Raw genomic sequence first — 23,977 nt, 5'->3', positions numbered from 1 at the left:
CTCCCGCAGGGAGAGGGGGCTATCCACGCAAGCGTTCAGCTCCATCCGCTCCGGCGCGCCGGTGATCGGCCGTCGTGCCTCGACCGCTGGCGCGCCCGCAGCCTCGACAATCCAGAAGCTGCGCGGCTTTTTCCTGCTCAGGATCAGGGCCGCCGTGGCGGTGCGGGCGTCGTGAGATTGCCATCCCAGCCACCGCCGAGCGCGGCGATCAGCTGGACGCTGGTGCTGAGGCGACTGCCGAGCAGGGTCAGGTTGGTGCGCTCGTTGCTCAGGGCGGTGGTCTGCAGGGTGACCACGTCGAGATAGCCGATCAGGCCGGCCTGGTACTGGTTCTCGGCCAGTTGCAGGGCGCGGCGCGCGGCATCCAGGGCCTCCTGGCGCACGCCGGCTTCGTCGCTGTAGGTACTCAACTGCACCAGATAGTCTTCCACCTCGCGGAAGCCCGCGAGCACGGTCTGGCGATAACCGGCGACGCTGGCGTCGTAGCTGGCCTCGGCGGACTCCACCTGAGCGCGTCTCAGGCCGCCATCGAACAGCGACAGGGCAAAGGACGGCCCGATCGACCAGAAGCGATTTGGCGTGCTGATCAGGTTGCCCCACTGGCTGGCGCTGTAGCCACCGCTGGCACTCAGGGTCAGGTCGGGATAATAGGCGGCTTCGGCGACGCCGATGGCGGCATTGGCGGCCATGACCTGGCGCTCGGCCTGGGCGATGTCCGGACGACGTTCGAGCAGCGTCGAGGGCACGGCGCTCGGCAGCGGCGGCAACTCGGGAATCGTTTTGACCGCGGCCAGCTGGAAATTGGCCGGGACTTCGCCGACCAGCACCGCGATGGCGTTTTCCAGCTGGGCACGCTGATACCTGAGGTCGATGGCGTCGGCCTGGGTGCTCTTCAGCTGGGTGGTGGCCTGGGCCACATCCGCCGGGGTGACGATGCCGGCGCGGTACTGATTCTGGGTCAGGCGCAGGGATCGCTCGTAGGCGGCCACGGTGGCGTCGAGCAGTCGCTGCTGGGCGTCCAGTACGCGCAGTTGCAGGTAGTTGGTCGCCAGTTGCGTCTGCAGGCTCAGGCGGGTGGCCGCGAGCTCCGCGGCGCTGGCCTGGGCAGAGGCCCGATCCGCCTCCACCTGGCGCCGGACGCGGCCCCAGAGATCCAGCTCCCAACTCACCCCCAGACTGGCGTCGTAGGCGTTGCTGATGGTGCTGGAGCCACCGCTGCTGACGGTGCTGCTGGTGCCATTGGAGTTGCGGATGACGGTGTTGCTGCCCGAACCACCCCCGCGCCCGGAGCGGGTGGCGCCCAGGCTGCTGGAGAGGGTTGGGAACAGCGAAGCCCGTGCCTGGCTGACCAGGGCCAGGGATTGCCGATAGGTCGCCTCGGCCTGGGCCAGGCTCTGGTTGCGCTGGTTGAGCTGGACCATCAGACGGTCGAGGGTCGGATCGTCATAGCGCCGCCACCAGTCGCCACGGATCTCCAGGTCCTTGGGCGCCGCCGCCTGCCAGCCTTCGGCGTGGCGATAGGCGACCGGCACCGTGGTGGTCGGCCGCTGGTAGTCCGGGCCCAGGGTACAGCCGGCCAGCAGCAGAGCCAGGGTCAGCGTCGGCAGGCGCAGGGTTGGGGTCATAGCGGCGTATCCAGGGCAGCGTCGGTACGGATGCCGCGCCAGCGATTGACGCGGCGGCGCAGGCGTTCGAAATAGAGATAGACCACCGGGGTGGTGTAGAGCGTGAGAATCTGGCTCAGCACCAGCCCGCCGACGATCACCAGGCCCAGCGGCTGGCGCATTTCGGCGCCTTCGGTATCGCCGATCAGCAGCGGTACGGCGCCGAGGATGGCGGCCATGGTGGTCATGAGGATGGGCCTCAGGCGCAGCAGGCAGGCCTGACGGATGCCCTCCTCGGGCGTCAGGCCCTGCTGGCGTTCCAGCTGCAGCGCCAGGTCCACCATCATGATGGCGTTCTTTTTCACCACCCCGATCAGCAGGAACAGCCCGAGCATGGAGATCAGGCTGAACTGGCCACCGGTGAGCTGGATGGCCAGCAAGGCCCCTACCCCGGCCGACGGCAGCGTCGAGAGGATGGTCAAGGGGTGGACATAGCTTTCGTAGAGCACGCCGAGCACGATGTAGACCAGCACCAGGGCGCCGAGGATCATCAGCGGCTGCCCGGACACGGTGCTGGCGAAGATGTTGGCGGAGCCGCCCAGGCGCCCCTGCACATCGCTGGGCAGGCCGATGGCGGCCACGGCGCGCTGCACCGCCCGGGTCGCCTGTTCCAGGCTGACATCCGGCGCCAGGTCGAAGTTGATGCTTTCCGAGGCGAACTGGCCGTCGTGGGTGACGCGGTCCTCGGCGAGGCTGTTGGTGTAGTAGGCGAAGGCCGCCAGCGGCACCTGGGCGCCGCTGGCGGTGATGACCCGCACCTGCTCGAGGACGGTCGGGTCCTGGGCATAGCGCGGATTGATCTCCATCACCACCTTGTACTGGTTGAGCGGCTCGTAGATGGTCGAGATCTGCCGCTGGGCGAAGGAGTTGTTGAGTACCGCGGCCACGGTCTCCATGTCCACGCCGAGGCGCTTGGCCTTCTCGCGGTCGATCTGCAGGGTGATCTGCTGGGTGCTGCCTTCGCGACCGTCCACCGCGGTCAGCTCCGGCAGCGCCTTGAGCGCGGCCAGCACCTTGGGCTGCCAGGTTTCCAGCAGCCCGACGTCGCCGGAAAGCAGGTTGTACTCATAGGACGAGGTGCTCTGCTGGCGACCGCCGAATCTCAGGTCCTGGTCCGCCATGAGGAACAGCTGGGCACCTGGCACCTTGGGTGCATTGGCGCGGATGCGCTCGATGACCTTCTGGGCATCCAGCTGGCGCTCGGCGATGGGCTTGAGGCGAATCAGCATCACCGCGTTGTTCACCCCGCTGCCGGAGCCGGAGCTGCCGACGAAGCCGGAGGCGCTGGCGACCGCCGGATCGGCCAGCAGCGACTTGCGCAGGATCTCGATCTTCGGCTGCATCACCTGGAACGACAGGGCGTTGTCGCCGCGGATGAAGCCGATCAGCTGGCCGGTGTCCTGCTGCGGCATGAAGGTCTTGGGCACCACCACATAGAGCGCCACGTTGAGCGCTATGGTGGCGAACAGACTGAGCAGGGTCAGGCGCCGATGGCGCAGCGCCCAGCCGAGGCTGCGGTCGTAACCCGCCACCAGGCGACGATGGGCGCGCTCGCTGAAGCGCTGCAGGCGGCTTTCGGTGGCCGGATCATGAGGCCTGAGCCAGCGTGCGCAGAGCATGGGCGTCAGCGTCAGGGACACCACCAGCGACACCAGGATGGCCGCCGCCAGGGTCAGGGAGAATTCGCGGAACAGCTTTTCGACGATACCGCCGATGAAGAGGATGGCGACGAAGACCGCCACCAGGGAGACGTTCATCGACAGCAGGGTGAAGCCGACCTCGCGGGTACCCTGGTAGGCCGCCTTGAGCGGCGCCATGCCGTTGTCGATGTGGCGGGCGATGTTCTCCAGCACCACGATGGCATCGTCCACTACCAGCCCTGCCGCCAGGATCAAGGCCATCAGCGACAGGGTGTTGAGCGAAAAGCCCAGGATGTACATGACGGCGAATGTACCCACCAGCGAGATGGGTACCGCCAGGGCCGGGATCACCGCGCTGCGCAGCCGACCGAGGAACAGCCAGACCACGCCGATCACCAGGAAGACGGCGATGATCAGGGTCAGCTCGGCCTCGTGCAGGGTCGCCTTGATCACCCCGGATCTGTCCATGGCCACTTCCAGACGCGCGCTGGCCGGGACGATGGCTTCCAGCGCCGGCAGGCGCGCCTTGAGCGCGGCGATGGTCTCGATGATGTTGGCGTTGGCCTGGCGATTGACCACCAGCAGCACGGCGCTCTGGTCGTTGTAGAAGCCGGCGTTGTAGCGGTCTTCCACGGCGTCGCTGACCTTGGCGACATCGCGCAGGCGCAAGGCCGCGCCATCCTGGTAGCGGATGATCAGGGGCGCGTAGTCGGCCGCCTTGAACAGCTGGTCGTTGGCCTGGATCTGCCAGTTGTGCTCGTCATTGGCCACCGCGCCCTTGGGCCGGCGCTGGTTGGCGCTGTTGATGGCGGTGCGGACGTCGTCCAGCGCCAGGCCATAGTGCTCCAGCTGCCGCGGCTCCAACTCGACGCGCACCGCTGGCAGGGAGCTGCCGCCGATCTGCACCTCGCCCACACCGTTGACCTGGGACAGGCTCTGCGCCAGCACCGTGGACGCCAGGTCGTACAACTCGCCCTTGCTCAGCGTCTTGGAGGTCAGGGAGAACACCATGATGGGTGCCTGGGACGGATTGACCTTGCGATAGCGCGGCATCTGGCGCATGCCGCTGGGCAAGAGGTTGCGCGAAGCGTTGATGGCCGCCTGCACCTCGCGGGCGGCGGTGTTGACGTCCTTGTCCAGGTCGAACTGGATGATGATCTGGGTCGAGCCCTGGCTGCTGCGGCTGGTCATGGAGCTGATGCCGGCGATGGTGCCCAGGGAACGCTCCAGCGGCGTGGCGACGCTGGAGGCCATCACCTGGGGACTGGCGCCGGACAGGGTCGCCGAGACCGTGATGGTGGGAAAGTCCATCTGCGGCAGGGGCGCCACCGGCAACAGCCGAAAGGCGATGGCGCCAAGCAGCAGTAGCGCCAGACTGAGCAGCAGGGTCGCGACCGGCCGGGCGATGAAGGGCGCCGAAAGATTCACCTCAGACCGTCCTGCGCCGACCCAGGCGCTCGCCCAGGCTGTCGAAGGCCAGGTAGATCACCGGGGTGGTGAACAGCGTCAGTACCTGGCTGACCAGCAGGCCGCCGACCATCACCAGGCCCAGCGGCTGGCGCAACTCGGCGCCGGCGCCGGTGGCCAGCATCAGCGGCACCGCGCCGAACAGCGCGGCCAGGGTGGTCATGAGGATCGGCCGGAATCTCAGCAACGCCGCCTGGTAGATGGCCTCTTCCGGCTTCAGCCCCTGGTGCCGTTCGGCATCGAGGGCGAAGTCGATCATCATGATGGCGTTCTTCTTGACGATGCCGATCAGCAGGATGATGCCGATCACCGCGATCAGGCCGAGGTCGTTGCCGGTGAGCAGCAAGGCCAGCAGCGCGCCGATGGCCGCCGAGGGCAGCGTCGAGAGGATGGTCAGGGGATGGATGAAGCTCTCGTAGAGCACTCCCAGGACGATGTACATCACCACCACCGCCGCCAGGATCAGCAGCAGGGTACTGGACAGCGAGGCCTGGAAGGCCGCCGCTGCGCCCTGGTAGTGGGTGTTGATGCCCACCGGCAGGCCGATCTCCTGCTTGGCCGCATCGATGGCCGCCACGGCGGCGCCGAGGGAAACGCCGTTGGCCAGGTTGAACGACAGGGTCACCGCCGGGAACTGGCTCAGGTGGTTGATCACCAGCCGGGTCGGTCGCTGCTCCATCTTCACCAGGCTGGACAGCCGCACCGGCGCGCGACTGGTGTCCGTGGTCGTTTCGCTGGTGGTGGCCGTTCCGGTGCCGCTGCTGCCGCTGGACGAGGTACCACTGCCCGCCTTTACCCAGACCTGGCTGAGGGCATCAGGCCCGAGGCTGTCGGCGGCGGCGCTGGCCAGCACCACCCGATACTGGTTGGCCTGGGTGTAGATGGTCGAGATCTGCCGCTGACCGAGGGCGTCGTAGAGGGCGTCGGTGATGGCCGAGACCTGGACACCGAGGCGCGCCGCGGCGTCTCGGTCGATGGTCAGGTACAGCTGCAGGCCCTTGTTCTGCAGGTCGCTGGTGACATCCGTGACTTCCGGGCGTTGCTGCAGGGCCTGCGTCAGGCGCGGCACCCAGGTGTCGAGCAGATTGGCATCGGGCGAGTCCAGGCTGAGCTGGTACTGGGTCCGGCTGACCCGGTCCTCGACGCTGAGGTCCTGCACCGGCTGCATGTAGAGGGTGATGCCCACCACCTTGGCGACCTCGGGACGCAGGCGGTCGATCACCTCCTGGGCCGTCACGTCGCGCTCGCTCTGCGGCTTGAGGTTGATCTGCATGCGGCCGCTGTTGAGGGTGACGTTGTCGCCGTCGACGCCGATGTAGGACGACAGGCTCGCCACCGCCGGGTCCTGCAGCACCACCTCGGCCAGCGCCTGCTGGCGCTCGCTCATGCCGCGGAAGGAGATGGACTGGGGCGCCTCGGTGATGCCCTGGATGGAGCCGGTGTCCTGGGCCGGAAAGAAGCCCTTGGGCACCAGCAGGTAGAGCACCGCGGTGAGCACGAAGGTCGCGACCGCCAGCATCAGCATCAGCGCCCGGTTGGCCAGCGACCAGCGCAGCGCGCGACCGTAGCCGGCGATCAGCCGCTCCAGCCAGACCAGTCGATGTTCCGCGGCCTCCTCGCGCTTGAGCAGCCGGGCGCACATCATCGGCGTGAGTGTCAGGGAGATCACCAGGGAGATGAGGATGGCCACCGCCAGGGTGATGGCGAATTCGCGGAACAGCCGGCCGACCACGTCCTGCATGAACAGTAGCGGGATGAGCACCGCGATCAGCGAGACGGTCAGGGACACCAGGGTGAAGCCGATCTGGCGGGCGCCCTTGAGCGCCGCTTCCAGGGGCGTGGCGCCCTCTTCCAGATGCCGGGAGATGTTCTCCAGCATGACGATGGCGTCGTCGACGACGAACCCGGTGGCGATGGTCAGGGCCATCAGCGACAGGTTGTTCAGCGAGAAGCCGGCCAGGTACATGGCGCCAAAGGTGCCGATCAGCGACAGCGGCACCGTCACCGAGGGGATCAGGGTGGCGCTGAAGCGGCGCAGGAAGACGAAGGTGACCATGACCACCAGCCCCACCGCCAGCAGCATCTCGTGCTGGACGTCGGTGACCGCCGCGCGGATGGTCTCGGTACGGTCGCTGAGCACGGCGATGTCGAGACCGGCCGGCAGGCTTTCCCTGAGGCTGGGCAAGAGCGCCTGGATGCGGTCGACGGTCTGGATGACGTTGGCGCCAGGCTGGCGCTGGACATTGACCAGGATGGCGCCGCTGCGATTGGCCCAGGCGGCCAGGCGGTCGTTTTCCGCACCCTGGGCGATGGTGGCGACGTCACCCAGGCGCAGGGCGCCGTTGTCGGCGTAGTTGAGGATCAGGTCGCCGTAGGCCTTGGGGTCGCGCAACTGGTCGTTGGCGTCCAGGGTGGCGACCCGGGTGGGACCGTCGAAGCTGCCCTTGGGCTGGTTGGTGTTTTCGCTGGTGACCAGGCTGCGCACGTCGGCCAGGGTCAGGTTGTGGGCGGCGAGCTTGTCCGGATCGACCTGGATGCGCACGGCCGGGCGCTGACCACCGGCCAGGCTGACCATCCCCACCCCGCTCACCTGGGCCAGCTTCTGCGCCATGCGGGTATCGACCAGGTCGTAGAGCGTGGGCAGCGGCAAGGTCCTGGAGCTGATCGCCAGGGTGACGATGGGCGTATCCGCTGGATTGACCTTGTTGTACACCGGCGGCGCCGGCAGGTCGTTGGGCAGCAGGTTGTTGGCCGCGTTGATCGCCGCCTGGACCTCCTGCTCGGCGACCGACAGGTCCAACTCGAGATTGAATCTGAGGGTGATGACCGAGGCCCCACCGGAGCTGGTGGAGGCCATCTGCGACAGGCCGGGCATCTGTCCGAACTGGCGCTCCAGCGGCGCGGTCACGGCGCTGGTCATGACGTCGGGACTGGCGCCCGGATAGAGGGTGAGCACGCGGATGGTGGGATAGTCCACCTGCGGCAGGGCCGCGACCGGCAGCAGGCGATAGGCCAGCAGACCGGCGATGAGCAGCGCCACCATCAACAGGGTGGTGGCGACCGGGCGCAGGATGAAGGGGCGCGAGATATCCATCGCGGCCGGTCAGCCCTGGGTCTTGCCGGGCTTGCGTACCGCCGGCTTGGCCGGTTCGCTGGGCGCCGCCGAGGCCCCGGTAACCACCTCCACCTCGTTGCCCTCGCGCAGGCGATCGGTGCCTTCGGTCACCACCCGGTCACCGGCGGCCAGGCCCTCGGTGACCACGGTCAGGCTGCCGTCATCCGGCCCCAGCTTGAGGCTGCGCACCTGGATCTTGTTGTCGGCCCCGACCACGTAGGCGAAGGTGCCATTGGAGCCGAACTGGATGGAGGCCGAAGGCACCACAAGGGCCTGTTCCAGCACCTGCTCGCGCACGCGCACGGTCACGAACTGGTTGGGGAACAGCGCCTCGTCGCCGTTGGCGAAACGGGCGCGGAACTTGAGGGTGCCGGTGGCGGTGTCGATCTGGTTGTCGAAGCTCTGCAGGGTGCCGTCGGCAACCCTGCGCGAACCGCCGCGATCCCAGGCTTCGACTGGCAGGGTCTGGCCGGCGCGGGCACGCCTGAGCAATTCGCCCAGCTGGCTTTCCGGCAGGGTGAAGACCACCGAGATCGGCTGGGTCTGGGTGATCACGGCCACCACGGTGCTGTCGTTGGCGGACAGCAGGTTGCCGCCGTCCAGCTGGCGCAGGCCGACGCGCCCGGCGATGGGCGCCTTGATCTGGGTGAAGGCCAGATTCAGCTTGGCATCGGCCACCGCCGCCTGGCTGTTCTTGAGGGTGCCGCGGTACTGGTTGACCAGGGCTTCCTGGGTATCCAGGGTCTGCCTGGCGATGCTGTCTTCGCGGAACAGCCCCTGGTAGCGCTTGAGGTCCAGCTCGGCGTTGCGCAGCTGCGCCTGGTTCTGCTGCAGGGTGCCCTCGGCCTGCTGCAGGGCCACTTCATAGGGACGCGGATCTATGCTGGCCAGCAACTCGCCGGCCTTGACCTTCTGGCCCTCCTCGAAGGCCACCCGCACCAGTTCGCCAGCGACCCGGGTGCGCACATTGACGGTATTGAGCGCTGTCACGGTGCCGATGGACTTGCGCACAATGGGAAAGCTGCGCTGCTCCACCGCCACCACCCGTACCGGCGTGGGGCCGGTCATGCCGAAGGGCGAACGCGCGCCCTTGCCGCCAGCGGCCTCGTTCTTCTGGCCGTGCTGGTGATACCAATACCAGCCGCCCGCAGCCACCAGCACCACGAGGACGAGCAGCCACACCAGTCGGCGACGGGAGGAAGAGCGAGGCGAAGAGTCGGACATCGGAAGATACGTACACGCTGGGAAAGGCGGAAGATAAGCAGTAGCGAGACGGCTAACCAGCCCCTTTACCGCGATTTTACCTAAAGCAAAACGGGCAGACACAAAAGGCGCCTGCCCGTTTCGAAACGCCCACCGCGCAGAGCGGTGGGTTGGCGGCGATCAGCCGAGAACGGCGAGTGCGGCCGCGTAGTCCGGCTCCTGGCCGATCTCGGGGACCAGCTCGCTGTGCAGCACCTTGTCCTGCTCGTCCAGCACCACCACGGCGCGGGCGGCCAGGCCCTGCAGCGGACCGCTGGCCAGGGCGACGCCATAGTTCTGCAGGAATTCGGCACCGCGCAGGGTGGAGAGGTTCACCACCTTTTCCAGGCCTTCGGCGCCGCAGAAACGCTTCTGGGCGAACGGCAGGTCGGCGGAGATACACAGCACCACGGTGTTATCCAGCTTGTCGACTTCGCTGTTGAACTTGCGCACCGAGGTGGCGCAGGTCGGGGTATCGACGCTGGGGAAGATGTTGAGCACCTTGCGCTTGCCGGCGAGGCTGGCCAGGGTAATGTCCTGCAGATCACCGTTGACCAGGCTGAACGCCGGGGCCTGCTGGCCGACCTGCGGCAGGTTGCCCTGCACCTCGACCGGGTTGCCACGCAAATTGACGGTTGCCATGAACTGCTCCTTTCTCATGAGACGGGACAGGGAGTAAACACGTTTTCCGCACCCGATCAAAGCGTTACGCGTCCTTGCGTCAAAAATCGCGGCGATAGAAGAAATCCAGGGAGTTGGCCAGACCGCTGGCGATCTCCAGATAGAGCCGGCGGGTGAGCTGGTAGCGCAGGGCGACGGTGTTGGCCGAATCGAACACCCCTACCCCATAACGCACCGACAGCCTGTCGGTGAGATTGCCCGAGGCGACCACGCTGGTCTTGTCCCCCGAACCGGCGGTATCCAGCTGGAAGTTCTGGATACCCAACCGTTGCGCCAGGGCGCCGGCAGTACCGGAGCTGCCGGCCAGGCCGAGGGCCAGTGCCGCCTGACCGAGCACGTTGTTGTCCCCTTCGCTGCCGCTGGAAAGCGGGCGTCCCAGCACCAGGTAGGCCAGCGCCTGCTCCTGGCTCATGCTCGGTTCGGAGAACACCTCGATGCGCGGCTGCTGGGCGAAACCCGAAAGCCGCAGGCCGGCGGTGACGTTCTGCTCCTGCACCACCCGCACGGCTTCCACATCGATATAGGGCTGGGCGATGGGCCCCTGGAAGAACAGCCGTGCGCGTCTCATGGTGAGGCGCTGACCATAGGCGTTGTAGCGACCGTTGCGCAGGTTCAGCTCGCCGCGGGTGTCGAGGTTGTCGCCGATGTGCACCTTGCCAACGATTTCGGCGGACAGGCCGAAGGCATCGAAGGTGAGCTTGTCGGATCCGACCAGCACATCGACGTCCATGGCGATCTGCATCGCCGGCTGCTTGGCCGGAGCCTCCTGGCCGACGATGACGGCATCGTCCGACACCTTGACCGTGGATGGCGGCAGCTGCTGCACCTGGATGCGCCCGCGCGGCACCCGCACCTCGCCGGCCAGGGCCAGGCGGCCGTCCTTCATCAGGATCTTGAGATCGGGCGCCACTTCCAGCTGCGCATAGGGCTCGACATTGACCGGCAGCTTGTCGCCGGTGACCGCCACATTGACGTCCAGGCCGTTGGCCCAGCCGACGCTGCCCCGGATCTGGCCGCGTCCCTGGGTGCCGCTGCGCCAGCCGCCGTCGAGCAGCGCGGTTTCGCCCTGGATGCGGGCGGTCAAGCCGAGGTCCTGCAGGCGCGTCGGCACGCTGCCGCCGCCGATGTCGCCCCCGCTGAGCTGGATCTGGCCGTTGACCCGCGGTTGCAGCAGGGTGCCACCCAGCTCGCCGGCACCGTTGATCTTGCCTTCGAGGTGTTCGATGCCTTCGACGAAGGCCTTGCCGAGGGCCAGATTCAGGCCCTGCAACTGGAAGCGACCGGCCAGCGCCTGGTTCGGATCGCGGGGATCCAGCCTCGCCTGGATGTCGAGTCGGCCAAGATCGGCACTGGTCAGGCGCACCTGGGTGTCCACCTGCTGCGGCTTCAGGGCGCTGGTGACGTCCAGGCTGTCGTAGCTGAAGGTCTGCCACTGGCCAGCGGCGTCGCGCAGCTTGAGGCTGCCACGACCGGCCTGGAGACGGATCTCGCCATCGGGTCCGGCCTTGGGCAGGCGCAGGTCGACGTCGCCATCGAGGGTGCCCTGCCAGGCCAGTTCCGGGGGCAGCAGCGGTTGCAGACTGGCGAGCGGGAAGGCGCGCAGATGCCAGGCGAGACGGGTGTCGGGCAGCAGTTGCTGATCGTCGCCACAGAGGCTGGCCGCGCCGGACCGCCAGCAGTGCCGGCCCAGTTCCAGTCGCCCGTTGGCCAGGCGCTCGATGCGCGCGGGGCTTTGCAAGGTCCAGTTCTGGCCACTGGCGGCAACCGAGCCGCGGGCCAGTTGGCCTTTCCAGTCACCGTTGTCGGCCAGGGTACCGCCGGCCGTGAGCGCCAGGTTGAGCTGTGGCCCCTTGAGCGACAGCTCGGCCTGCTGCTGGCGGCGATCGCCCTGCCCCTGCAGGCGCAGGACGCCGAAATCGCGCCCGGCCGCCTGCAGACTCTGGGCAGTCAGCTCCAGGTTGCCGCGCTGGCGATCATCCAGGGTCGCCGCCAGCGCCAGGCTGCTCATGCGGTTGTCGGCATAGGCGAGCTGGCGCCCGTCGAGGCGCAGCTGGCCAGCCGGCGCCTTGAGGGTGCCGGCCAGATCCAGGCGGCCCTGGGCGCTGCCGGACAGATCGGGCCAGAGCTGGCCGAGGCGCCGCAGATCCAGTTGCAGCTGGCCCTGCAGCCGTTGATCGAGGGCGCCCTGTCCCTGGATGCGGTTGTCACCCAGGCGGATGTCCAGCTGCGGGACCTGCCACTGCTCGCCGGCGCCCTTGGCCTTGGCTGCCAGCACGGCCGGCTGGTTGCGCAGCCTACCCTTGAGGTCCAGGTCGGCATCCAGCTGCAGGCGGCCATCCTTGAAGGCACCGGAACTACGCAGCGGACCGGCCAGGCTGCCGGGCAGCTGGGCGACCCAAAAGGCCGGATCCAGGCGGCTCAGATCCAGGGCCACCTGCCAGCTCACGCCCTCGGCGAAGCCCAGGTTGACCTTGCCCTGCGCCCGCCCCTGGCCGGCTTGCAGGTCCAGCGAGGGCAGATTGAGCTGGGTGGTATCGCCGCTGAAGGGGGTGGCCAGGGTGAAGGCGCCGGCCGGACCGGTCGCCGCAGCCTTGAGATTGCCCAGGTAGGCACCATCCCTATAGGCCACCTCGCCCTGCAGACGCTGCAGACTTACCGGGGGCTCCGCCATGGGATACAGCCGGCGCCAGGGAAAGTCGCGCCAATCCAGTGTGGCGTCGGCGGCGAGCCCCTGCTGCCAGTCGATCTGGCCAGCCAGCGCCACACGCTGCTCGGGCGCGGCCTGGAGGCGCAAGGCCGAGATCCGCGCGCCCTTGGCATCGACGCGACCCTCCAGATTCAGGTCCACCGGACCGCCCTCGCCCGGCAGTTTCGCCTGGCCGACCAGGGCGTAGCCCGCAGCGAGATCGCCTCGCGCGGTCAGCTTGAGGTCGTTCAGCCGCAGGGTATCGGGCAGGCTGGCGGCCGCCTTGAAGCCATCGGCCACCAGTTGCAGATCGGCCGGGACGTTGTCCACCAGCGGCTGCACCGTGCCGGTCAGGCGGCCGGGCAGATAGCCGCTGCTGTCGGCCTCCAGCTGCAAGGTCTTCTGCAATTCGCCGTTCAGCTTGAGCGCCAGCGACCAGGGCGCGGCCTCCGGCGCAGGCAGGCCGAGGGTGCCCTGCAACTGCAGCGGCCAGGCGCCGCTGGGCTGCAACCGGCCGTGGGTATCCAGGGTGATGCCGTGCGCCATGCCGGCCAGGCGCTCGATGGCTATCCCATCAGCCTGCCAGCGGGCCTGGAACTCCAGGTCGCGGGCCTGTTCGGCGTCGTTGTAGCGGATCTCGCCGATCCGTACCTCACCTAGCTGCACCCCCAGCGGCAAGCCGAGGCTGGGCAACTGGATGGGCCCGCTCTTCTCCGGCGCCGCCTCCGGACTGGGCGCCTGCTCGATGGCGACGCGCGAGGCGACCAAGGTATCGATGCACAGCTGCAGCCTGAGCAGGCAGGCGGGTCGCCAGGCGAATTCGGGCGCCTCGACCGTTACCCGGGTGGCGCCCCCCTCCCAGACCAGCTGCCGGGCCTGCCAATGGCCACCCAGGCGCCCCTGGAAGTCGGTCAGGGTCAGACCCGGCACCCGTTCCAGCACCAGCCGGCTGACGCCGGCGTTGCCCAGCACCAGGGCGAGAAGGAGGATCAGCGCGCCCAGCAGGGCCGCCAGTACGCCGAGGATGACACCGCCTACCGACTTCACAGCTCAGGCCCTATGGAAAAGTGCAGGCGGATACCGCCGGGTTCGTCGAGACCGTGCGCCAGGTCGACGCGGATCGGGCCGACCGGCGAGACCCAGCGCACGCCCACGCCGACGCTGGTCTTGAGTTCGTAGTTGTTGAGGTCGTTGAAGGCGCTGCCCTGGTCGATGAAGGTGGCCAGCCGCCACTTGTCGCGCAGGGGATACTGGTATTCGACCCCACCGGCGACCAGGTAGCGACCGCCCACGTAGTCGCCTTCGTCGTTTTCCGGCGACAGGGTCTGGTAGTCGTAGCCGCGAACGCTCTGGTCACCGCCGGCGAAGAAGCGCAGCGATGGCGGGACCTTGTTGTAGCCATTGGTGAAGTTGCCGCCCAGTTGCAGGCGTCCGAGGAAGCGGTGCCCGTCGCCCACCGTGATCAGGCCACGGGCCAGCGCCGTGGTGTGGATCATGTTGGCATCCGAGAGCAACCCCTCCTTCGCCGCCGAGACGCCGAATTGCAGGCGATAGCCGCGATTGGGGTCGATGCGGTTATCGCTGCGCAGCAGGGAGAAATCCACCCCAGGCATCACCAGGTTGGAGGTGCCCTCATCGTCGCCCAGCCGATAGCTTTCGTTGCGCCACTTGAGCGAGAGCACCCGCTCCCAGCCGTTGGGAAACTTGCGATGCCACTCGGGCCCCACGGTCAGCAACTGGCTGAGGGAGTCGTCGTTGGCGATCTGCTCGTACTGGTAGCCGCCGGCGAAGCGGAACTTGTCGTTGATCGGGTCCTGCCCGGGAATGTCGTACCAGGTGGCGATGCTCTGGCGTGGCGCCGACAACTCGGCCTCGGCGCCCAGGCTGTGGCCCTGGGGATTGAGCCAGTGATTTTCCCAGGTGAATCTCAGCCGCGGACCGACATCGGTGGAGTAGCCGGGGCCGAAACCGAAGGTGCGCGGCTTGCGCGTGCGCAGAGTAACCGTCACCGGCACCTCGGCGGCGCCATCCTGCTTGGGATAGGTATCGAGCCGCGCCCCATCGAAGAAGCCGCTGGCCAACAGATTGCTCTGGAAATCGGCGATCAGCTCGGAATCGTAGGGCGTCCCCTGGGCGAAGGGCACCATGCGCTGAAGCAGATCGGGATCGAAGGGCGCATTCCCTTCGAAGGACACCTTGCCGAGGACGAAACGCGGCCCGCTGTCGAACACCAGGGCGATGTCGGCAAATCCGGTGGCAGGGTCGATCCGGAGCTGGTGCTGGGTAAAGGTGCCGCGAAAGAAACCATACCGTTGCGCCTGATTCTGGATCAGGCTCTTGGCGTCTTCGTAGAGGCCCTGGTTCAGCGGCTGGCCCGCCTTGAGTCCGGCCGGTATCGGCTGGCGAAAGGCGCGCAACTCGCGCGCCGGCCCTTCGATACGGATATCCACGTTGCGCAGCCTGACCGGCTCGCCGGGGCGTACCTCGACCACCAGCCGTGGCGTCTCCCCCGGCTCGACGCGGGTCTCGATCTGCGCATGGTAGTAGCCGAGTGCCTGGGCTGCCTGCTCGGCCTGCCGCTCCGTCGCCGGGCGTAGGCGTTGCAACCCGGCGACATCGCGCCCTTCGACGGAGCCGATATAGGCCTGGATGTTGTCTCGCAAGGCGTTATTGGCAGGCTGGACGCGAACGCTGACTTCGGCGGGTGCCGCCCAGGCCACGCCGTGCAGACAACAAATTCCAATCAGGGCGCGGCGTAGAGCGTTCGGCTTATTCATACAGGGATGCTAACGGGCGTTGCGCTGTGAGACAAACGGGAGTGGCCAGGGTTCGCCCGCCTGCCGCTTCGGCGACAGGCTTTCTGCTAGGCTAGGGCCATCCACCTTTAGAGAGGGCGTCATGAAGGTAGTTTGCTTCAATATCAATGGCTTGCGCGCAAGACCTCATCAACTTTCTGCCATCATCGAAGGCTATGAGCCGGATGTGATCGGACTGCAGGAAACCAAGGTCTCGGATGACCAGTTTCCCCGGGCCGAGGTCGAGGCCCTGGGTTATCATGTGCACTACCATGGCCAGAAGGGTCATTACGGCGTGGCCCTGCTGTCGCGCCTGGCGCCCCTGGAGTTGCACAAGGGCTTTCCCGGCGATGGCGAAGAGTCCCAGAAGAGATTCATCTATGGCGTCTTCGCCGACCGCCAGGGTCAGCCGCTGGTGGTCATGAACGGCTATTTTCCCCAAGGCGAGAACATCGCCCATCCGACAAAATTCCCTGGCAAGAGGAAGTTCTACGCGGATCTTCAGAATCTACTTGAAGAGCGCTTCTCGCCGGACACGCCCTTGCTGCTGATGGGCGACTTCAATATCTCGGCCCAGGATCGTGATATCGGCATCGGCGCCGCCAATGCCAAGCGCTGGCTGCGGACCGGCGCCTGCAGCTTTCAACCGGAAGAACGCGAATGGATGCAGCGGCTGCTGGGCTGGGGCCTGCTCGACAGCTATCGCCATCTGCATCCCGAAGTCGACGATCGCTTCAGCTGGTTCCCCTATCGCAGTCGCGGTTTCGAGGACGAACCCAAGCGCGGCCTGCGCATCGACACCATCCTCGCTTCGCGGGCCTTGCGCGAGCGCATCGTCTCCGCCGGGGTGGACTACGAGATCCGCGGCATGGAGAAACCCTCCGACCATGCGCCAATCTGGCTGGAATTGGCGTGAGCGGCTGTCACATCGACGTCATGCGGCATGCCTAAGGTGTCGGCCTCGCCTTTAGGCTCGAGGCCGACCCATGAATTGCTCCGCCCCGGTATTCCGCCGCGCCTTTCTGCGGCGAGCGGTGCTCGCGACCCTGCTTCCACTGCTGCCCTCACCCCTGTTGGCCAGCGAATCCACGACCATCCTCCTGCGCCTGCAGGGCTCCAACACCATCAATGCCCGGCTCGGGCCACGTCTGGTCGCGGCCCTGCTCGCCGAACGCGGCTATCGGGATCCACAGGTGGTGCCCACCGCCGTCATGGACGAATGGCACCTGATGGCCCGAGCCCCGCAGGGCAATACCGTGGCCGTGCAGATCGCGGCCCATGGCTCCAGTACCGGCTTTACCGCCCTGGCCGCGGGCGCGACCGATCTCGCCGCGGCCTCGCGCCCCATCACCGATAGCGAAGTGAGTGCCCTGGCCAATCTGGGTGACCTGCGCAGCAAGGAGGCGGAATACGTCATCGGCCTGGATGGTCTGGCGATCATCGTGCATCCCGGCAATCCGCTGCGGGAACTCGATTTGCAGCAATTGGCGCAGGTCTTCTCCGGCGACGTCGGCGACTGGCAGCAACTGGGCGGCACGCCCGGCCCGATCCGGATCTATGCGCGGGATGACCGCTCGGGTACCTACGACACCTTTCGCGAGCTGGTCCTGAATCCGGCCGGCAAACGCCTGAGCGCCGCCGCCCGGCGCTTCGAGTCCAACGAAGAATTGGCGCAGCGGGTGGCCGACGATCCCGCCGGCATAGGCTTCACCAGCCTGGCGGCGGCTGCCGGGTCGCCAAAGCTCGCCCTGCGCGACGGTGAAGGCCGCGCCATCGCGCCCAGCGAAGCCAGCATCGCCACCGAAGACTATCCGCTCGCCCGCCGCCTCTTTCTCTATGCACCGCCGGCTCAGCGTTCGGACTGGACGCGGAGCCTGCTGGAATTCAGCCAGACCCCGGCGGGCCAGGCGGTGGTGCAGCAAAGCGGCTTCGTCGCCCAGCGCATCGAGCCTCTGACCATAGGCGACACCCGCGGCATGCCGCCCGCCTACAGCGAGCTGGCGCGCCGGGCGCAGCGCCTCACGGTCAACTTCCGCTTCACCGCCGGCAGCGCACGTCTGGACAACAAGGCGCTGCGCGATGTCGAGCGGCTGGCCGCCTTCATGCGCCAGCCCGAGAACGCCAACCGGCAGCTGATCCTGGTGGGCTTCAACGATGCCACTGAAGATCCGGCACGGGCATCTCTGCTGGCGCGTCTGCGGGCCACCGCGGTGGCCACGGCGCTGCGCCATCAGCAGGCCTTCGCCAGCGAAGTGCTCTCCCTGGGCGACCAGTTGCCGGTTGCCGGACTGTCAGCCAATGGCCGGATCAAGAACCGGCGTGTCGAGGCCTGGATCCATTAGCGATCGCCTGGCTGATTCTTTGGCGGGAAACGGTAGGAAGCAACGGACGGCGTCATCGCCTTCGTGGGCAGTGGGCAGTTGCCGAGTCACCTGGATACGGATGCCGACTGCGTTTCGAGCGCTACTCTGTACTTAAAGTGATTTCTCACGAAGTACCTAGACTCAACACTAAAATAATCTCACAAGCTCATGTTTTTGAATGACTTTTAAATAATAAAAGACTTCAATTGGACGCGCTCACCGGGATGCAGGCGCCACTCCTTCCAATCCCTGTACGGATGCGCCCGGCTTGATCCCGCGCGCCGCAAACCAGCCGGACTGGGTCTCCAGCGCATAGCGCGCCGGCGCGCTCGAGCAGTGCCGAGTATCGGTCAGCGGCTGCATCTCGACCGTGTTGAGGATTCTGCCGCTGGCATCGATGAAGGCGGCGGCCAGCGCGCTGGGGGTATCGCGCATCCACAGGCAGCGCTCGTCATCCCCAGCGAAGACGAACAGCATGCCCTCGCGAGCAGCCAGTGGCGGTCGCCCCATCAATCCCTGGGCCCGTTGCGCCGGTGTCGCCGCCACCTCGACGGCCAGGCGCTGCTCACCGATGCGCAATTCGATCCGCTCCGCCGCCCAGCCGGGCAAGGCCACCCAGGCGGCCAACAGCAGCAGACAACCCCAGCCAGTGCCTGGCGCCCGCTTCGCTCCCTCTCGAGCGTGGACAAAAAATGTCATCGCATGTGACCTTTACCGGACGAAAGCAATCTATCCCACATTGTCAGACAACCTCTCGAGTCCGATGTCGACCGCCAGCCTACCGCCCGCACCCTCACCCGCTCTGGCCACCCGCATCACCCTGGGTACGGTGCTCTTCACCTTTATCGCCTACCTTACCATCGGCATTCCCCTGGCCGTGCTGCCGGGCTATGTGCACGACCAACTGGGCTTCAACTCCATCATCGCCGGCCTGGTGATCAGCAGTCAGTACCTGGCGACGCTGTTCTCGCGCTCCCATGCCGGCCGCATCATCGACACGGTCGGCGCCAAGCAGTCGGTGCTCTACGGCATGCTCGGCTGCGGGCTCAGCGGCGTGCTGATGCTGGCGTCGGTGCTCTTGCAGGCCTGGCCCTGGGTCAGCCTCGTCGCCCTGCTGCTCGGCCGACTGGTGCTGGGCTGCGCCGAAAGCCTTTCGGGGACCGGCGCCATCTCCTGGGCGATCGGTCGGGTCGGTCCGACCAGCACCGCCAAGGTGATCTCCTGGAACGGCGTCGCGAGCTATGGCGCCCTGGCCATAGGCGCGCCGCTGGGCGTAGTGCTGGTGGATACCCTGGGGCTGTGGATCATGGGTGTCAGCATCATCGGCCTGGCCGCCCTGGGCTATCGCATCGCCAAGCCCCGCCCGCCCATCGTCCCGGTCCGCGGCGAGCGCCTGCCCTTCACCACGGTGCTGGGCCGGGTCCTGCCCTTCGGGCTCGGCCTGGCGCTGGGCGGCATCGGCTTCGGCACCCTGGCAACCTTCATCACCCTCTATTACGCCAGTCAGGGCTGGAGCGGCGCGGCCCTGTGCCTGACCGTGTTCGGTTCCTTCTTCATCGGGGTACGCCTGGTCTGCGCCAACGCCATCAATCGCCACGGTGGCTTTCGTGTCGCCATCGTCAGCCTGGCGGTGGAAGCCGTCGGCCTGGCCGTCCTCTGGCTGGCCCCCAGCGTGACCACTGCCCTGGTAGGGGCAGCGCTCACCGGCATCGGTTTCTCGCTGGTGTTCCCGGCGCTGGCCGTGGAGGCGGTGCAGCGGGTGCCGTCCTCCAACCGGGGCGCCGCCCTGGCCGGCTATTCGGTGTTCATCGACCTCTCACTGGCGGTGACCGGTCCGCTGATCGGGGCGGTGGCCACCCATTTCGGCTATGCCGCGAGCTTTCTCTGCGCCGCGCTGGCCGCGCTGGCAGGCCTGGCGCTCAGCGTTCGCCTCCTCTGCCGTTTCGACGAGTCCTCTCGAGAACAGCCATGACCACGACCGCCCCAGCCGCCAGCTCCCTCGCCGTCACGCTGCGTATCGTTTCCATCGTCGTCTTCAGCTTTCTGCTGTTCCTGGCGATCGGCCTGCCGCTGGCGATCCTGCCGGGCTACGTGCACGACGATCTCGGCTACGGCTCGGTCATCGCGGGACTGGCGATCAGCATCCAGTACCTCGCCACCCTCTTCACCCGCCCCCTGGCCGGCAAGCTGGCCGACAGCATCGGCGCCAAGCGCGGGGTGATCTACGGCCTTTTCGGCTGCGTCGCCTGTGGCGTACTCACCCTGCTGGCCACCTCGCTGCAAAGCGTGCCTGGCCTCAGCCTGGGCCTACTGATCGTCGGCAGGATCATTCTCGGCATGTCCCAGGCCATGATAGGCACTGGCTGCCTGAGCTGGGGCATGGGCAGCGTCGGCATGCAGCACGTCAGCAAGGTAATCTCCTGGAATGGCATCGCCGCCTATGGCGCCCTGGCCCTGGGCGCCCCCCTGGGCGTGGCCATGGTCGCGGGTCTGGGCCTGTGGAGCCTGGGCGTGGCTATCGCGCTGCTTGGCGCCCTGGGGCTGGCCCTGGCCTGGAACAAGGAGCCGGCACCGGTGATTCCCGGTGAGCGACTGCCCTTTCACAAGGTGTTCTGGCGCATCAGCCCCTTTGGCCTCTGCCTGCTGCTGAGCTCCATCGGCTTTGGCGCCATCGCCACCTTCGTCACGCTCTACTACGCGAGCAACGGCTGGCCCAATGCCGCCTTTTGCCTGACCGCCTTTGGCGCCGCCTTCATCTGCGCGCGACTGCTGTTCGCCGGCACCATCAACAAGCTGGGTGGTTTTCGGGTTGCCCTGGCCTGTTTCACCGTCGAGACCCTGGGTCTGCTGCTGCTCTGGCTGGCGGTCACGCCGCAGATGGCACTGATCGGCGCGGCCATGGCCGGGTTCGGGCTGTCGCTGGTCTATCCAGCCCTGGGCGTGGAAGCCATCGTCAAGGTTCCCCCGACCAACCGTAGCGCCGCCCTGGGCGCCTATTCGCTGTGCCTGGATCTGGCCCTGGGCATCACCGGTCCACTGGCCGGCGCTATCGCCAATGGCTTCGGCTTCAGCGCCATTTTCCTCTTCGCCGGCCTTATGGCCCTGGCTGGCCTGGGGCTCAGCGCCCTGCTCTATCACCGGGCGCTGCGCGAACGCCCTGACCGCAGGTGAAATCGGATGCGCGCCTACAGCGGACCGGGATCCGGAATCGGCGCTGGCGGCTTGGCCGGCTCGGTCAGGTTCTCGACCACTTCGTCGGGGATCTCGGTATCGATCTCCTCGTCAGCCATGTCGGAATCGTTCAGCGGTGCCTGATCGCCACCCAGCCAGAGGGCGAGCGGGGACGTGGTATCGGGCGCGGGAGAAAGAGAAAGGATCATGCCGTGGCTCCTGTGCCGGTCGGTCTCAGAGGTTAGTAGGTCGGCGGCGCCAGATGTTTCATCCTGACGCTTACCGCACGTCGCCCGACTGCCAAGCGGCGTCGACCCCTTGCCAGAGCCTTCGCGCGAGTCAGCTGCCTGGACCTAGAGGCTCATCCCTAAAAAAGCTGAGTGCTGATCCGGGCCATTGGCCAGCAGCCTGGCCCAAGGCTGACTAGACTTCAGGTATTTCTCCACTCCGGACTGCCTGCCTATGGATACGCCGACCCGCTCCGCCAGCACCCCGAATCTGCTCGCCGTCGTGGCCGAGGACGAACTGCTGCTCCAGGCACTGGTCCGCGAGGTCCTCAAGCAGCAAGGCTTCCATGTCGAGACCTTCGGCACTGCCGATGCCGCCCTGCAGTTTCTCGAGCTGCACTGGCAGCAGGTCAATGTGGTGGTGTCGAACGTGCGGATGCCGGGCGTGATCGACGGCGTCCAGTTGGCGAAGATCGTCAGTGAACGCTGGCCCGCAGTGCCCTTCGTACTGATGTCCGGCTACGCCGGTCTGAGAAACGACATTCCGTCCGGGGTGCCCTTCCTGCACAAGCCGTGGACACTGGATCAGCTGACCGAAGCGATCTGGAAAGTGGTACCCCGGCCTGGCACCCCCGACCCGACCGCCCGCTAGTCCAGCGACACCCGGCCGCCGCCCGCCCCGTACAAAGGACCTCGCAGCTATGACACAATAGGCGGCATGTCGGGCGCCGCCCGCCTTTACCGCAGCCCAGCCAGGCCGCCGCGCATCGTCGCGACCCCTCGACCCTGCCCGCTGGAGCTCTGCCCATCCGATCGAAACGCCCCGCCCAAGCCGCCCGCCGGCTCGGGTCGCAGGCGAGCTCCGGTCTGAAACCCTTACAGGTACCCCCCTTGATCTCCACCGCTAACATCACCATGCAGTTTGGCGCCAAGCCGCTGTTCGAGAACGTATCCGTCAAATTCGGCAACGGCCATCGCTACGGCCTGATCGGCGCCAACGGCTGCGGCAAGTCCACCTTCATGAAGATTCTCGGCGGTGACCTGGAACCCACTGGCGGCCAAGTGATGCTCGAGCCCAACGTGCGACTGGGCAAGCTGCGCCAGGACCAGTTCGCCTACGAGGATTGCACGGTCATCGATACCGTGATCATGGGCCACGCCGAGCTGGCCAAGGTCAAGGCCGAGCGCGACCGCATCTATTCCCTCCCGGAAATGAGCGAAGACGACGGCATGGCCGTGGCCGAGCTGGAGGTCCAGTTCGCCGAATACGACGGCTACACCGCCGAAGCCCGTGCCGGCGAACTGCTGCTGGGCCTGGGCATCCCCCAGGACCAGCACTTCGGCCCCATGAGCGCCGTCGCCCCCGGCTGGAAGCTGCGCGTGCTGCTGGCCCAGGCGCTCTTCTCCGATCCGGAACTGCTGCTGCTCGACGAACCGACCAACCACCTGGACATCAACACCATCCGCTGGCTGGAAGGCATCCTGGTCGCCCGCAACAGCACCATGATCATCATTTCCCACGATCGCCACTTCCTGAACAGCGTCTGCACCCATATGGCCGACCTGGATTACGGCGAACTGCGCCTGTTCCCCGGCAACTACGACGAGTACATGACTGCGGCCACCCAGGCCCGCGAGCGCCTGCTGTCGGACAACGCCAAGAAGAAGGCCCAGATCGCCGAGCTGCAGCAGTTCGTCAGCCGCTTCTCGGCCAACGCCTCCAAGGCCAAGCAGGCCACCAGCCGGGCGCGTCAGATCGACAAGATCCAGCTGGACGAGGTCAAGCCGTCCAGCCGCGTCAGCCCCTTCATCCGCTTCGAGCAGTACAAGAAGCTGCACCGCCAGGCGGTGACCCTGGAAAACGTCACCCAGGGCTTCGACGGCACCCCGCTGTTCAAGCGTCTCGGCCTGCAGATCGAAGCCGGCGAGCGGGTCGCCATCATCGGCCCCAACGGGATCGGCAAGACCACCCTGCTGCGCACCCTGGTGGGCGAGATGGCGCCGCAGAGCGGCGAGGTGAAGTGGACCGACAGCGCGGACGTGGGCTACTTCGCCCAGGACCACGCCGAGGACTTCGCCGACGACGTCACCCTGTTCGACTGGATGGGTCAGTGGACCCAGGGCGGCGAACAGATGGTGCGCGGCACCCTGGGTCGCATGCTGTTCTCCAGCGACGACATCCAGAAGTCGGTCAAGGTCATCTCCGGTGGCGAGCAAGGCCGCATGCTGTTCGGCAAGCTGATCCTGAAGAAGCCCAATGTGCTGGTGATGGACGAACCCACCAACCACCTGGACATGGAATCCATCGAGGCGCTGAACCTGGCGCTGGAAAACTATCCGGGCACCCTGATCTTCGTCAGCCACGACCGTGAATTCGTCTCCTCGCTGGCCACCCGCATCCTCGACATGAGCGAAGCCGGGGTGGTGGATTTCAGCGGCAGCTACGACGACTACCTGCGCAGCCAGGGCATCAACGGCTGAGGCGAGGTTCGTGTAGTGGGTCGCGACACCCACTACACGAATAAAATAGAGGGTGCCCTAAGCAGTTACCCTAGGTATCATTTCGCACCGAAACGGGTACTCGACCAGGATCGCCGCGATCATCACCTATCGTTTGCGCCGGGAGACCAGGGGTCTCCTGCCACGTCTCGTAACACGTAGCGCCCCCTTCCGGCACGCTCGACGGGTTCCCTGTCGCATCCTGATCTCCCCGCCTGGTACCGGCCTCCGCCGGTCCGCCAGGACCCTTGCTCCCCACTCAACAAATCAGAACATTGCCGGACGGCCGCTGTCGCAACTGACTGCCATGCCCTACCGGTTGCTCACCCCTGCCCGGCCGTTCGCGGTCAGCCCGGGGTTGCCCAACTCGAGGGCGGGCTCCGACGCCCGCTCTCCCTCAGGTGTAAAGCGAGACACTGTCTCAGGA

15 protein-coding genes are annotated in these 23,977 nt (G+C 66.8%); 6 read left to right on the top strand and 9 right to left on the bottom strand.

Annotation, left to right across the window (positions count from 1 at the left end; genetic code table 11):
- Nucleotides 1-143: 143 nt before the first annotated feature.
- From POR01S_RS04455 to POR01S_RS04425, 7 genes are all read right to left on the bottom strand, one after another.
- On the bottom strand, nucleotides 144-1,625 hold the full coding sequence (locus POR01S_RS04455) for an efflux transporter outer membrane subunit (protein WP_042134029.1): 1,482 nt from the start codon (nucleotides 1,623-1,625) through the stop codon (nucleotides 144-146).
- The gene (locus tag POR01S_RS04450; protein ID WP_027602238.1) at nucleotides 1,622-4,732 is read right to left on the bottom strand and encodes an efflux RND transporter permease subunit; all 3,111 of its coding nucleotides are present in this window, start codon (nucleotides 4,730-4,732) and stop codon (nucleotides 1,622-1,624) included. The genes POR01S_RS04455 and POR01S_RS04450 overlap by 4 nt, the downstream gene beginning before the upstream one ends.
- 1 nt (nucleotide 4,733) lies before the next feature.
- Nucleotides 4,734-7,865: a multidrug efflux RND transporter permease subunit gene (locus POR01S_RS04445; RefSeq protein WP_042134026.1), complete on the bottom strand. Its 3,132-nt coding sequence runs from the start codon at nucleotides 7,863-7,865 to the stop codon at nucleotides 4,734-4,736.
- Between the two features lie 9 nt (nucleotides 7,866-7,874).
- Nucleotides 7,875-9,110: an MdtA/MuxA family multidrug efflux RND transporter periplasmic adaptor subunit gene (locus POR01S_RS04440; protein WP_042134024.1), complete on the bottom strand. Its 1,236-nt coding sequence runs from the start codon at nucleotides 9,108-9,110 to the stop codon at nucleotides 7,875-7,877.
- A 159-nt stretch (nucleotides 9,111-9,269) separates the two neighbouring features.
- Nucleotides 9,270-9,770 (bottom strand): thiol peroxidase, encoded by a 501-nt coding sequence (gene tpx, locus POR01S_RS04435; protein WP_027599454.1) that lies wholly within the window; start codon nucleotides 9,768-9,770, stop codon nucleotides 9,270-9,272.
- Between the two features lie 79 nt (nucleotides 9,771-9,849).
- Complete coding sequence (locus tag POR01S_RS04430; protein WP_042134022.1) at nucleotides 9,850-13,542, bottom strand: translocation/assembly module TamB domain-containing protein; 3,693 nt, start codon at nucleotides 13,540-13,542, stop codon at nucleotides 9,850-9,852.
- Nucleotides 13,539-15,272, bottom strand: coding sequence for an autotransporter assembly complex protein TamA (locus POR01S_RS04425; RefSeq protein WP_255211792.1), 1,734 nt, complete (start codon nucleotides 15,270-15,272; stop codon nucleotides 13,539-13,541). The genes POR01S_RS04430 and POR01S_RS04425 overlap by 4 nt, the downstream gene beginning before the upstream one ends.
- Before the next feature lie 121 nt (nucleotides 15,273-15,393).
- Here POR01S_RS04425 and xthA point away from each other — a divergent pair, with 121 nt between their 5' ends.
- Together xthA and POR01S_RS04415 are read left to right on the top strand one after the other, a co-directional pair.
- Entirely contained in the window at nucleotides 15,394-16,206 is an 813-nt protein-coding gene (gene xthA / locus POR01S_RS04420; RefSeq protein WP_042134018.1) for an exodeoxyribonuclease III, read from the top strand.
- Between the two features lie 70 nt (nucleotides 16,207-16,276).
- The gene (locus tag POR01S_RS04415) at nucleotides 16,277-17,632 is read left to right on the top strand and encodes a substrate-binding domain-containing protein (protein ID WP_081875160.1); all 1,356 of its coding nucleotides are present in this window, start codon (nucleotides 16,277-16,279) and stop codon (nucleotides 17,630-17,632) included.
- Nucleotides 17,633-17,869: 237 nt separating this feature from the next.
- On the opposite strand, the gene POR01S_RS04410 is transcribed toward POR01S_RS04415, so the two are convergent.
- Nucleotides 17,870-18,352 carry a DUF192 domain-containing protein gene (locus POR01S_RS04410; RefSeq protein WP_081875159.1) on the bottom strand — a complete coding sequence of 161 codons (483 nt, stop codon included), beginning with the start codon at nucleotides 18,350-18,352 and terminating at the stop codon, nucleotides 17,870-17,872.
- Nucleotides 18,353-18,416: 64 nt separating this feature from the next.
- Between POR01S_RS04410 and POR01S_RS04405 the strand changes: the two genes are divergently transcribed.
- Together POR01S_RS04405 and POR01S_RS04400 are read left to right on the top strand one after the other, a co-directional pair.
- On the top strand, nucleotides 18,417-19,625 hold the full coding sequence (locus POR01S_RS04405; protein ID WP_042134016.1) for an MFS transporter: 1,209 nt from the start codon (nucleotides 18,417-18,419) through the stop codon (nucleotides 19,623-19,625).
- On the top strand, nucleotides 19,622-20,824 hold the full coding sequence (locus POR01S_RS04400) for an MFS transporter (protein ID WP_042134014.1): 1,203 nt from the start codon (nucleotides 19,622-19,624) through the stop codon (nucleotides 20,822-20,824). The genes POR01S_RS04405 and POR01S_RS04400 overlap by 4 nt, the downstream gene beginning before the upstream one ends.
- A gap of 14 nt (nucleotides 20,825-20,838) precedes the next feature.
- Here the strand turns inward: POR01S_RS04400 and POR01S_RS04395 are convergent, their stop codons facing one another.
- Nucleotides 20,839-21,033 carry a hypothetical protein gene (locus POR01S_RS04395; protein WP_007158427.1) on the bottom strand — a complete coding sequence of 65 codons (195 nt, stop codon included), beginning with the start codon at nucleotides 21,031-21,033 and terminating at the stop codon, nucleotides 20,839-20,841.
- 253 nt (nucleotides 21,034-21,286) lie between these two features.
- Here POR01S_RS04395 and POR01S_RS04390 point away from each other — a divergent pair, with 253 nt between their 5' ends.
- Nucleotides 21,287-21,703, top strand: a complete 417-nt coding sequence (locus POR01S_RS04390; RefSeq protein ID WP_042134012.1) for a response regulator — start codon at nucleotides 21,287-21,289, stop codon at nucleotides 21,701-21,703.
- A gap of 239 nt (nucleotides 21,704-21,942) precedes the next feature.
- Nucleotides 21,943-23,532, top strand: coding sequence for an ABC-F family ATPase (locus POR01S_RS04385; RefSeq protein ID WP_027599464.1), 1,590 nt, complete (start codon nucleotides 21,943-21,945; stop codon nucleotides 23,530-23,532).
- Nucleotides 23,533-23,977: the final 445 nt, after the last annotated feature.

The organism is Pseudomonas oryzihabitans NBRC 102199, from assembly GCF_000730625.1.
Taxonomy (GTDB): Bacteria; Pseudomonadota; Gammaproteobacteria; order Pseudomonadales; family Pseudomonadaceae; genus Chryseomonas; species Chryseomonas oryzihabitans.
The sequence above is the reverse complement of the archived record's forward strand: the minus strand, read 5'-3'. Positions and strand labels throughout refer to the sequence as shown.

What these genes read in the sequence shown, in the direction of transcription:
- POR01S_RS04400 (WP_042134014.1), top strand. Translation starts at nt 19,622, where the DNA reads ATGACCACGACCGCCCCAGCCGCCAGCTCCCTCGCCGTCACGCTGCGT.
- POR01S_RS04425 (WP_255211792.1), bottom strand. Translation starts at nt 15,272, where the DNA reads ATGAATAAGCCGAACGCTCTACGCCGCGCCCTGATTGGAATTTGTTGT.
- POR01S_RS04415 (WP_081875160.1), top strand. Translation starts at nt 16,277, where the DNA reads ATGAATTGCTCCGCCCCGGTATTCCGCCGCGCCTTTCTGCGGCGAGCG.
- xthA (WP_042134018.1), top strand. Translation starts at nt 15,394, where the DNA reads ATGAAGGTAGTTTGCTTCAATATCAATGGCTTGCGCGCAAGACCTCAT.
- tpx (WP_027599454.1), bottom strand. Translation starts at nt 9,770, where the DNA reads ATGGCAACCGTCAATTTGCGTGGCAACCCGGTCGAGGTGCAGGGCAAC.
- POR01S_RS04445 (WP_042134026.1), bottom strand. Translation starts at nt 7,865, where the DNA reads ATGGATATCTCGCGCCCCTTCATCCTGCGCCCGGTCGCCACCACCCTG.
- POR01S_RS04440 (WP_042134024.1), bottom strand. Translation starts at nt 9,110, where the DNA reads ATGTCCGACTCTTCGCCTCGCTCTTCCTCCCGTCGCCGACTGGTGTGG.
- POR01S_RS04390 (WP_042134012.1), top strand. Translation starts at nt 21,287, where the DNA reads ATGGATACGCCGACCCGCTCCGCCAGCACCCCGAATCTGCTCGCCGTC.
- POR01S_RS04455 (WP_042134029.1), bottom strand. Translation starts at nt 1,625, where the DNA reads ATGACCCCAACCCTGCGCCTGCCGACGCTGACCCTGGCTCTGCTGCTG.
- POR01S_RS04405 (WP_042134016.1), top strand. Translation starts at nt 18,417, where the DNA reads ATGTCGACCGCCAGCCTACCGCCCGCACCCTCACCCGCTCTGGCCACC.
- POR01S_RS04410 (WP_081875159.1), bottom strand. Translation starts at nt 18,352, where the DNA reads ATGACATTTTTTGTCCACGCTCGAGAGGGAGCGAAGCGGGCGCCAGGC.
- POR01S_RS04395 (WP_007158427.1), bottom strand. Translation starts at nt 21,033, where the DNA reads ATGATCCTTTCTCTTTCTCCCGCGCCCGATACCACGTCCCCGCTCGCC.